This is a genomic window from Arthrobacter sp. STN4 (genome assembly GCF_024539665.1).
Taxonomy (GTDB): Bacteria; Actinomycetota; Actinomycetes; order Actinomycetales; family Micrococcaceae; genus Specibacter.
Map to the genome: position 1 here is coordinate 1 of NZ_JAKZGX010000004.1, position 9,466 is coordinate 9,466.

Here is a 9,466-nt window from a genome sequence, read left to right on the forward strand (position 1 = left end):
TCCCGATCGTGACAATCTTCCCCGTCGCCGCCGTAAAAATCGCCTCCCGCACCGCATCCCGGAACGCCCCCTCCGGACTGATCACCTGATCCGCGGCAAAGGAACCCATGATGGTCTGCGGGTCCCGTAAAAACAAAATCGCCGCCGCCAACCCGATCGCCGCCCCGGAATCCTTCGGCTCCGTCTCCAACACCAGGTCACCATCAGCCAGCTCCGGCAACTGCCGGCACACCGCCTCCCGATGCGCCTCCCCGGTCACCAACAAAATCCGGTTCCCACTCAACGGCTGCAACCGGTCATACGTCGCCCGGATCAACGTACTCCCACTCCCCGTCAAGTCATGCAAAAACTTCGGTGCCGCCGCCCGCGACAAAGGCCACAGCCTGGTCCCGACACCCCCGGCCGGAATAACGGCTACGAATTTGTCCACTGGGCTGTATCCGGGCGCAGCTGCGCCCCGGAATGCATTGGTGTTCATTCTGGACACTGTACCCATGGACCGCCCCAATCCCTCTTTGTTGTACCTACACCTGGCTGTGATTCCCGCAATAGCGGCATGTCCGTTGGCAGGCATCCACGCGCCGGCGTCCCTGCCGCAGCCCCGCGGAGGTGCATTAGTGAAGCACCGCCAGGAGTGTCCAGGCGACGGCAACGGCAACAGCGGCCACCAGGCCCGTCATCAGGTACTTCCGGGACGCCGGGCGGGCGCCGACGGCGATGCCCTTGTGTCTGCCGCTCATGTGGATGCCTTCCCTCTGCGTTTGGCGAATTTGCCCTACCTTCCACGGTAGGCTGGCGCGACCGGGGCGGACAGAGTGGTGACCACTGGCTTTTTCGCGGGCCGGCACTTGCTTCTCCGCCGCCGTTACTCGGTCCATGTCTCCTTGGTCTTTGCGGACCGATTGACGGGTGCCCTAGGCGCGCCGGACATACCGTTCCAGCAGTGCATCCACCGTTCGCTGCCCGCACCGGCCCAGCGACGGCAGCGCGGCCGTGGCGCCGCCCAGGCAGCCGTTGCGGAGGTTCTTGATCAGGTCCTGGGTGCACTGTTCCAAGCGCTGGGCGCCCACCATGTGGCTGGACGTGCAAAGGCTCAGTGCCGCATCCATGGCGTCATCCAGGTCTTCTGCCGTCACGGCGGAGGCCAGCCGCTGGAACCGCCCGGACCACATGTTCACATAGTTGTTGACGAATCCCTTGCACAAGGCGGTTTCCCCGCCCAGGGAATCCTCCAGCTCGTGCAACTGGGCCAGGCTCACCAAGGGCGGACATGGACGTGACATTGCGTGTATTCCCTTCCCTTTGGTGCCAACTTTCAGTGTTGCCAGCCTAGTTCCCGGGCCCCGCCAAACCCATGTATTTTCGGCGAATTGAGCAGATCCTGCCCAAATATTGAGCTTGCCTGGAGGTCTTGGGGGCTTGGGTAAACCTTTGGCGGACCTTCCGCTGATCTTCCCTAAATTGGCGGCCTTTTCTTGAGGTGCCTGCCGGATGGTTGTACCCATCGGCAGGAAAACCGGCCGGGAACACTTGAACAAGGGGTCTCACAATGAACAAGATGGTCAAAGGCGCAATCGCAACCGGCGTAGGCGTCATCCTTTTGGTAGGCGGCGGCGGCACGCTGGCCACCTGGAACCAGGCACAGCAGGCCAACATGGGCTCCGTGGTTTCCGGTGACCTGAACCTGGCGGCCACCAACGGCAAGTGGACCAACGCCGCCGGCACCGTCATCCCGGACATCACCGCCTACCACGTGGTTCCGGGCGATGTACTGACGTACACGCAGGACGTCACCGTCACGCTCACCGGCGACCTCATGCAGGCCAAGCTGGCCGTCACTGGCGCCGGCCAGGACGGCACCGGCGCCACCGCCTTCGGCGGCGCCGCAACCCTCAGCCCCACCACGCTGACCAAGGGCACCCAGATCCTCCCGGATACCATCCTCACCCCGGCCGATTCCGGAGTGGTCAAGGCGTCCACCACCTTCACCTTCAACACCTCCACCACGGGCCGCACCGCCACCAACGCCACGTACAACCTGGGCGGCATCGGTTACGCGCTGGTCCAGCAGGCGCCCGCCTCCGCGAACAACTCGTAGCCGGGGCGGCCGTTCCCCTGAAGGGGCTGCGGCCAACCCATCCGTTGATGACCCCGGTGGTGTGCCGGCGGACTGCCGGTACACCACCACCCTGTTCGGAGAAGCCATGCGAAGTACGCCCATGCTGAAGGCGGCCGGCCTGGTCCTGGCCGCAGTCCTCCTGGGACTCATGGCCGTCCAGGGCAGCTACGCACTCTGGAACTCGGCCGCCAGCGCCAGCGCCGGCATCATCCAGGCAGCGGACTTCAGGGTCACATTGACTGACACGCAGACCAGCAACACCACGGACATGACACTTCCCAACGGCACCGCCGCCGCCATTGCACTCACCACCACGCCGGCCGGAGCCCTGGTTCCCGGACAGGCCACCTACGCCGGCGTCCAGGTGGGAAACGTCACGAACGCCGGCGGAGCCTTCACCATCCGCGCCGCCGTTGGCTCCACGCCCGTCAAGACGGACACCGGCAGCGGCCTGGCAGGCTACCTGACCGTCAAGGCCGTGGCTGCAGGGTCCCTGGCCCAATGCGCCAGCGCCTCCCTGTACACCTTGGCACTGCCCACCGACCTGCCCTCCATGGCCATCGCCAAGGGGAACACCGGGGTGTTCTGCTTCCAGGTCAGCCTCAACGCCGCCATGCCCGCCAACCTGGCGGGAAGCACCGCCGGGATCTCCATCCCCCTCACCGTCGCCCAGCAATAGACCAACACCAGAGAAGGATCGCCATGACCGCCACCCACACAGCCACTCCGGTGGCCCAGCCCGCAACGCCGGCAAGTACGGGCACGCCCGTACGGCGCTGGCTGCGCCTGGCCGGGCGCGCCGTGGCGTACCTGCTGTTCCTGGTGGCCGCGCTGGCGGCCCTGGTCCTGGTGGTGGCGCCGCTGGCCACCGGCTCCCAGACGTACACGGTCCTGACCAACTCGATGGCCCCGAAATACGCGCCGGGCACGTTCATGGTGGTCAAGCCCACGCCGTTCGCCGACCTCCGCGTGGGTGACATCATCACGTACCAGATCGCCTCCGGAAAGCCGGCCGTGATCAGCCACCGGATCATTTCCGTGGGCACCACCCAGTCCGGCGAACGCGTGTTCACCACCAAGGGGGACAACAACTCCCTGGCCGACGCCGGCCCCGTCCACGCCCAGCAGGTCCGCGGCAAGCTGCTGTACGCCGTGCCCTACGTGGGCTTTGTGGCCAACTCGCTGGGCCAGACAAACCGCGGGGCCGTCCTGCCCATTGCAGCCGTGGGGCTCATCGGCTTCGGCGCCTTCAGCATGGTCCAGGGCGCCTGGGGGAAGAAGCGCACCAAGAAGGAATCCGGACAGGGCGCATGAACCCCGCCCGGTCCGCAGCCCGCCGGAAGCCCCGCCGGGTCCGCGCAGCGGCCGTGGTGGCTGGCGGCCTCCTGGCAGCCGCCGCGTCCGGCCTGGCGGCAGGTCCCGCCAGCGCCGACGGCGGCCCGGCCATGGAACTGAGCAGCGATGGCATCCACTTCAGCAGCAGCCGGGAGCCTGTGGTGTTCCCCAACCTCTCCGGCATGGTGCCCGGCGATTTCCGCCGCGGCACCGTCTGGGTCCGCAATGCAGGTACCGCACCGGCGGAGATCTCCCTGGCCGTGACCTCGGCCCGGGGAAATGCCGTCCTGACGCAAGCCCTTGAACTCGCCGCGGGATCGCACGGCGGGCCCGCGGCCACCGTGCCCCTGGCCGCCCCCGGAGGCTGCCGCAGCGTATTCCACGGCCTGGCGCTGGCACCCGGCCAGACCGCGCGCCTGGAACTGGCCCTTGGCCTGGACGCCTCCGCCACCAACGCCACCCGCCGCGAAAACGCCGCGTTTGGGCTGCTCTTCCTCATGCAGGAAGCCGGTGCCGGCGCCACCATCCAGGCGTGCCACGCGCCGGACGGGACGGCCGCCCGGACCACCCTGCCCCAGCTGGCCGGCACCAGCGGTACTGCCGTGGAGGCGGGCACCGCACCGGCCGCGCACGAAGCGGCCGGTGCGCCGTCCGGCGTCGGGCATCAGGAGGATCCCGCACCTGCCCCGGCGCCGCACAGTAATGTGGTGGGCAACGACCAGCGCCCCGGGCAGCTGCTGCTGCTTGCCGGCGGCCTGTTCTGTGCCGCCGCCCTGGCGAAAAGAAGGAGAAGGAATCCATGAGAAGCCGCCAGCCCCGGCCGGAGGCGGGCCGTGCCGCAGGTGCATGGTCGCGGCTCCGCGCGCTGCCGGGCTTCAAGGCCTCCGTGGTGGCGTTCCTCGTGACGGTCTTCATTGGCGGCGGGACCATTGCCGCCGTGGCCAACTGGCAGCAAAGCAGCACGGCAACCATCGCCATCACGGCCGGCGCGCCCGCCATCACCGCGCCGCCGCCCGTGGGCGGGGTGGTGGCCTCCCCGACGCTCGCCGTGCGGCCGGGGGCCTTCATAGGCGGTTTCAGCTGTACGTCCGCCAAGCAACAGGGGAGTGTGGCCTTCACCTTCACGTGGCCGGCCGTGACGAATGCAACGTCCTACGCGACCACCCTGTCCCTGACCGGGCCGCCTGCGACGCCGGTTGCCACCGAATCCGTCACCGGCACCACCGCGGTGTTTACCTTCCGCGAAGCCGCGGTCTCCAACGGCACGTCCTACCTGCTGCGGATCGAGCCCTTCGACGGCGCCACGGCCGGCGACCCCGTCTACAAGTCGTTCACGTATTCCTCAAACACGTCCGGCCAGTGCGACCAGGTCACACCCGCCGCGGCACCGCCGCTGGGGACCGTCAGCCCGACGGCGCAGCCCGTGGTGCGCGGCGCCACGACGTCCACCATGGCCATCAACTGGACTGCCTCAACGGGGGCCACCAGCTATGTGGTTACCGTGAAGTCCACGACCTCCGGCTACGGCACCGAATTCACCACCGGCAACCTCTCCGCCACGCTCACGTTCCCGCAGGCCGCCACCGATGCCTCCGGAAACCTGGTCAACCCGGCGGACGCAACCGCGCCGTATTACTGCGACTACAGCTTCCGGATCCAGCCGATGAACGGGACCACCGCCGGCGACCCCGTATACCGGACCATCAAGTACTACTCCGGCAGCGCGTCCATGGGCTAGGACGCGCCCGGCGCCTCCACACAGTCCGGCAGGACCAGGCGCATGGTGGTGCCCACGTTGCGTTCGCTGCACACCGAAATGGTGCCGCCGTGCCGGGCAACGATTGACCTGGTGATCATCAGCCCCAGGCCCAGCCCGGGGATGGAGCGCTGCAGGGCGGAATCGGCCCGGAAGAACTTGGTGAAGGCCTCCGCCTGCTCGGCGCTGCTCATGCCCAGCCCGGTGTCCTGGACCTCGCACAGCAGGTCGCGGCCGCTGGCCCACAGGCGCACGGTGACCGTCCCGCCGTCGGGCGAGTACTTCACGGCGTTGGAGACCAGGTTGTCCAGCACCTGGCCGATCCGGACGGGGTCAACCCAGGCGGCCAGGCTGGCCGGCGCCTGGGCCGTGAGCTCCACGCCGTTGATGGCCGCGGCAGGGCGCGCGGAGGCCAGGCTGTCCGCAACCAGGCCGGCGACGTCGGCCAGGGACTTCTCCACCTCCATCGCGTCGGTGGTGAGCAGGTCCGCGACCAGCCCGCTGAGCCGGTCGGCGTTGCGTTCGGCCACCGTCAGGTACTTCGCCACGTCGCCGGGCAGCAGCTCCGGTTCATCGAGGGCCAGGGCCAGATAGCCCTGGATCGAGGTCAGCGGGGTGCGGAATTCGTGGGAGACGTTGGCAACGAAGTCGTCCTTGGCGGCCATGGCGGCCGTCATGTCGGTGATGTCCTGGAAGGCGATGACGGCGCCGTCGTAATCGCCGTCCTCATTGCGGATGGTCCGGGCGGTGGTGGAAAAGGCCCGGGCCCGGTCCCCGGAGCCGATCCAGATGGGGTAGTTGGTGAAGGACTCGCCCTTGACGGCGCGGCGGACGGGGCGGGCCTCGGCCTCCAGCGGGGTGGTCCTGTCCCCGGCAAAGACCAGCAGGTCCTTCTCGGCAGGGTTCACGGCGCCCTCCGGCACGGCCAAGGCGTGGTTGGCCCGCTGCATGGAATTCATCAGCTGGTCATGGCCCCCGCCGTCCACCACCACCAAGCCCACGGCCACCGTGTCCAGGACGGTGGAGAGGAGCTGTTCGCGCTGGCGGCTGGCCTTCAGGGAGGCGCGCAGCTGGGCGTCCTTGGCCACCACCTGCAGGCGCTGGCTGTCCATGCTGCTGGTCATGGTCACGACGGCCACGGCGAAGCCGGCCATCATGAACGGGAAGAGCAGCGGCTTGCCCAGATCCCGCGCCGCCACCGGGGTGGTGGCCAGAAACACCGGGGTCCAGACCAGCAAAAGGGTGGCCACCGCACTGCTGACCACGGCCGTCTTGCGCGCCAGGCCGGACGCCGCGAGCCAAAACACGGGGAAGAGGATCAGCAGTCCGGCCGAGGTGGCATATTCCAGGCTGCCCTCGCGGGTGAATCCGATCGCCACAAAATCCAGGTAGGGAATGGCCAGGAAGCTGGGGTGGGGGAGCCTGTCCCAGGGAACCAGGACACACAGGGCAAGAATGGCGGCGTGCATCCACAGGCCGGCGGTGAAGATGGGCTTCCCAAAGACCTCCGGGTAGATGAGCACGGCGTGGACCACCAGCAACATCACCGTCAGGCTCAGGGGTGCCTGCGTGAGGAGCACCTTGACGCGCAGGGAGCGCTCGTGGAAATAACGGCGGATCAGCCTGGTGGTTCTGGATTCTGTCAAGGGACGTCCCTCTGCGAAAGCGTTGCCCCCAGCAGCTGGAAGTCACGCGGCGTGTCATTGGCGCCGGATGGTTTTGCGGACAACCCTCCTGCGCCCCGACAATGATGATGTCATACTGTTCAGAGGCGTGCATTGGTGGACGCCCATTGCTGCTGTTTGGGGCAGCAGGTCTCTTATGTACCTTCGGGGGTAGTTGTGGACGGGTCGCGGGTTGCTGTCATCATTGAGGACGACCAGGACATTCGTGAACTGATCAAGGTGGTCCTCGCCCAATCCGGGTTTGAGGTGCACACCGCAGGCACCGGCGCGGCCGGGGTGGAGGCCGTGCGCAGCCACCGCCCGGCCGTGGTCACGCTCGACTTGGGCCTGCCGGACATTGACGGCTTTGAAGCGGCCCGGCGCATCAGGCTCTTCAGCGATTGCTACATCATCATGCTTACCGCCCGCGGCGATGAACTGGACACGCTGCTGGGACTGGAAACCGGCGCCGACGACTACCTGACCAAGCCCTTCCGCCCCCGCGAACTGCGGGCACGCGTGGGCGCCCTGCTGCGCCGCCCGCGCCAGGGGGCTGTTGCCGGGCAGGGGACCGCTGCACCGGTGGCCGGTGTCGGGGCCGCAGTGGGGGCCGGCCCGGCGCCGTCGGGCACACCGTCGCCATCGGGAGCTTCGGCGCCGTCGGGAACCCCGGCCGGGCTGGGGGCCGGCACCCCGGCGCCGTCGGCCGCCGTCGAACATCCCCCGGCGCAGGAGGGCCTGCTGGTGCACAGCGGGCTGTGCCTCAACGGGGCCATGCGCACGGCCGAGGTGGACGGGACGGAACTGGAATTGACCCGCACCGAGTTCGACCTGCTGCTGGCCGTCATGGAAGGCGGGAAGCGGGTGCTCTCCAAGGCCGAGCTGGTGCGCCGGCTGCGCGGGGAGGGGTACGACGTGGGCAGCTACATCAGCGACTCGGACGAACGCACCATCGAGGTGCACATGGCCAACCTGCGCCGGAAGCTGGGCGACGACCCGCGCTCGCCGCGCTGGATCAAGACGGTCCGCGGCATCGGGTACCGGCTGGCCGTGTAGCGGGTCTGGCCGGTGGGCTCCAGGGCCGGCCAGACCCGGTCAGGGTGGCGGCGTGCCGGACGCCGTGGTCCACACATCGGGGCCGAACGCCTCCAGGCCCGGCATCCCGGCGTACCCCAGGTAGGGCAGGCCGAACAGGTTTTCAATGGACCGCAGCAGCGAATAGTTGTTGTACGGGACGGTGCTGGTGGCGCCGGCGGCCACATACGGGGAGAGCACCAGTGCGCCGATGCGGCCCCCGCCCTTGCCCGCGCCCTCGTCCTGGCCCAGCGTTGAGTTGTTGGGCGCACCCGGGTAGGCAACATTGGGGCCGGCGGGTTCCTTGCAGCAGGCCCGGGAATCGTTCTTGGCTTCGTCGGCCATGATGACGATGGCGCTGTCCTTGTATGCGGGCGATGCCTGGATGCGCGGGATCCAGGTGGAGAGCCAGGCGTCCGGGGTCCGGGGGGCGGAGCACTCGTTGTGGCCGTCGTCGCACAGGCTGGGCGAGATGAACGCGAAGTTCGGTGTGGTGGCAGCGCTCTTCAGGTCCTCGGTGAGCTGGCCGAGGGGACGGACGTTGGCGGCACAGGCCGGGGTGTCCCGCACCGAGGAGAAGTAGATGAAGGGGTTGTGGCGGGCTGCGTAGTTGTCGCCTTCCGCCGCGCCCTGCGTGGTATCGGCATTGTCCGTGCCGAGGCTGGGGATGCCGCAGGTGGACTGTTCGCGGCTGGGAATGTTGCCCATGTCCTGCATGTAGCCCTTCCACGTCAGCTTTTTGGCGGTGAGCTGGCCGGCCAGGGTGGGGACAAACTGCGGGAAGACGCAGCCGTGCCCGGACTTGACCTGGCCGTTGGCTGCCGGGGTGGCGTCCGTCATGTCCGTGTAGTGCGTGCAGTCACCCTGGATGTCCTTGGTGGGTGCCGTGCCGCCCAGGATGGCCAAATAGTTGCCCAGGCTCCAGTGCGCTATGCCGTAGAACTCGCTCAGCAGCAGGCCTTGGGGGCGCAGCGTGTTGGCCAGGTAAGGGTAGATCGGCTTGGAACCGTAGACGGAATCATAGGAAACGTTCTCCAACATGATCACGAAGACGTGTTTTACGGGCGGCTGGGCCGGCACGGGTTCGGCGGACGCGCCCGCCGCCCCGGAGGTGCCGGTCCCGGATGACCCGCCCGCACCCGGGGTCCCCGCCGTGCCCGGGGCACAGGCGCCCAGGAACAGGGTGGAGAGCAGCGCCGCCACGGCGGCAGCCGTGGTCCACGCGGACCTGCGCCGCGGCGTCGTGAGCCAGCGGCGTGCCGGGGCGGGGGGTTTAGCTGCCTGCATGGGAGACCGCCTTCGCTGGGTCCGGGCCGTGCTTGAGGCCGTCCTGGCCGTACAGGAATTGTGCCATGGTTATCCTGGGCAGCCGCTGTGCGCCCAGCAGGGCGAGCGTGAGCCCTGCCACCACCCACATGCCGGCGGCAGGGTTCCAGAGGCGGAAGTAGACCATGCCCGTGGCCACCAGCAGCGAGGAACCCAGGCTCAGGGCGATGGCCAAGGCAAGGTAGAACGCCG

Annotated in this window: 12 protein-coding genes; 6 read left to right on the plus strand and 6 right to left on the minus strand. The window is 68.3% G+C overall.

Translation table 11 applies throughout. The features are described 5' to 3' along the window. The 3 genes from MMF96_RS04570 to MMF96_RS04580 form a co-directional block, all read right to left on the minus strand. The coding region (locus MMF96_RS04570; protein WP_256882698.1) for a sugar phosphate nucleotidyltransferase at positions 1-478 on the minus strand (478 nt) is incomplete at its 3' end. Positions 479-614: 136 nt separating this feature from the next. Beyond that, positions 615-740 (minus strand): hypothetical protein, encoded by a 126-nt coding sequence (locus MMF96_RS04575; protein WP_256128017.1) that lies wholly within the window; start codon positions 738-740, stop codon positions 615-617. A 174-nt stretch (positions 741-914) separates the two neighbouring features. Further along, positions 915-1,283 carry an Hpt domain-containing protein gene (locus tag MMF96_RS04580; protein WP_256882699.1) on the minus strand — a complete coding sequence of 123 codons (369 nt, stop codon included), beginning with the start codon at positions 1,281-1,283 and terminating at the stop codon, positions 915-917. Between the two features lie 266 nt (positions 1,284-1,549). Here MMF96_RS04580 and MMF96_RS04585 point away from each other — a divergent pair, with 266 nt between their 5' ends. From MMF96_RS04585 to MMF96_RS04605, 5 genes are all read left to right on the plus strand, one after another. Continuing rightward, the gene (locus MMF96_RS04585) at positions 1,550-2,098 is read left to right on the plus strand and encodes an alternate-type signal peptide domain-containing protein (protein WP_176617880.1); all 549 of its coding nucleotides are present in this window, start codon (positions 1,550-1,552) and stop codon (positions 2,096-2,098) included. Positions 2,099-2,204: 106 nt separating this feature from the next. Then, positions 2,205-2,798, plus strand: a complete 594-nt coding sequence (locus tag MMF96_RS04590) for a hypothetical protein (protein ID WP_256882700.1) — start codon at positions 2,205-2,207, stop codon at positions 2,796-2,798. A 23-nt stretch (positions 2,799-2,821) separates the two neighbouring features. Beyond that, positions 2,822-3,433: a signal peptidase I gene (locus MMF96_RS04595; protein ID WP_256882701.1), complete on the plus strand. Its 612-nt coding sequence runs from the start codon at positions 2,822-2,824 to the stop codon at positions 3,431-3,433. Next, a complete protein-coding gene (locus MMF96_RS04600; RefSeq protein ID WP_256882702.1) occupies positions 3,430-4,257 on the plus strand; it encodes a hypothetical protein in 828 nt (275 codons plus the stop codon). Before MMF96_RS04595 ends, MMF96_RS04600 begins: the two co-directional genes overlap by 4 nt. Continuing rightward, positions 4,254-5,192, plus strand: a complete 939-nt coding sequence (locus MMF96_RS04605; protein ID WP_256882703.1) for an NADH dehydrogenase [ubiquinone] 1 beta subcomplex subunit 3 — start codon at positions 4,254-4,256, stop codon at positions 5,190-5,192. The genes MMF96_RS04600 and MMF96_RS04605 overlap by 4 nt, the downstream gene beginning before the upstream one ends. On the opposite strand, the gene MMF96_RS04610 is transcribed toward MMF96_RS04605, so the two are convergent. Then, entirely contained in the window at positions 5,189-6,856 is a 1,668-nt protein-coding gene (locus MMF96_RS04610; protein ID WP_256882704.1) for a cell wall metabolism sensor histidine kinase WalK, read from the minus strand. The two genes, MMF96_RS04605 and MMF96_RS04610, sit on opposite strands and share 4 nt — an antisense overlap. Before the next feature lie 195 nt (positions 6,857-7,051). Here MMF96_RS04610 and MMF96_RS04615 point away from each other — a divergent pair, with 195 nt between their 5' ends. After that, entirely contained in the window at positions 7,052-7,930 is an 879-nt protein-coding gene (locus MMF96_RS04615) for a response regulator transcription factor (RefSeq protein ID WP_256882705.1), read from the plus strand. Positions 7,931-7,969: 39 nt separating this feature from the next. Here MMF96_RS04615 and MMF96_RS04620 read toward each other — a convergent pair whose 3' ends face one another. Together MMF96_RS04620 and MMF96_RS04625 are read right to left on the minus strand one after the other, a co-directional pair. Beyond that, on the minus strand, positions 7,970-9,235 hold the full coding sequence (locus tag MMF96_RS04620; RefSeq protein WP_256882706.1) for an alkaline phosphatase family protein: 1,266 nt from the start codon (positions 9,233-9,235) through the stop codon (positions 7,970-7,972). Then, positions 9,222-9,449: a hypothetical protein gene (locus MMF96_RS04625; RefSeq protein ID WP_256882707.1), complete on the minus strand. Its 228-nt coding sequence runs from the start codon at positions 9,447-9,449 to the stop codon at positions 9,222-9,224. The genes MMF96_RS04620 and MMF96_RS04625 overlap by 14 nt, the downstream gene beginning before the upstream one ends. Between the last annotated feature and the right edge of the window lie 17 nt (positions 9,450-9,466).

Excerpts from the sequence above, each read along its gene's own strand:
- MMF96_RS04575 (WP_256128017.1), bottom strand. The coding sequence starts at position 740 with ATGAGCGGCAGACACAAGGGCATCGCCGTCGGCGCCCGCCCGGCGTCC.
- MMF96_RS04580 (WP_256882699.1), bottom strand. The coding sequence starts at position 1,283 with ATGTCACGTCCATGTCCGCCCTTGGTGAGCCTGGCCCAGTTGCACGAG.
- MMF96_RS04585 (WP_176617880.1), top strand. The coding sequence starts at position 1,550 with ATGAACAAGATGGTCAAAGGCGCAATCGCAACCGGCGTAGGCGTCATC.
- MMF96_RS04590 (WP_256882700.1), top strand. The coding sequence starts at position 2,205 with ATGCGAAGTACGCCCATGCTGAAGGCGGCCGGCCTGGTCCTGGCCGCA.
- MMF96_RS04595 (WP_256882701.1), top strand. The coding sequence starts at position 2,822 with ATGACCGCCACCCACACAGCCACTCCGGTGGCCCAGCCCGCAACGCCG.
- MMF96_RS04600 (WP_256882702.1), top strand. The coding sequence starts at position 3,430 with ATGAACCCCGCCCGGTCCGCAGCCCGCCGGAAGCCCCGCCGGGTCCGC.
- MMF96_RS04605 (WP_256882703.1), top strand. The coding sequence starts at position 4,254 with ATGAGAAGCCGCCAGCCCCGGCCGGAGGCGGGCCGTGCCGCAGGTGCA.
- MMF96_RS04620 (WP_256882706.1), bottom strand. The coding sequence starts at position 9,235 with ATGCAGGCAGCTAAACCCCCCGCCCCGGCACGCCGCTGGCTCACGACG.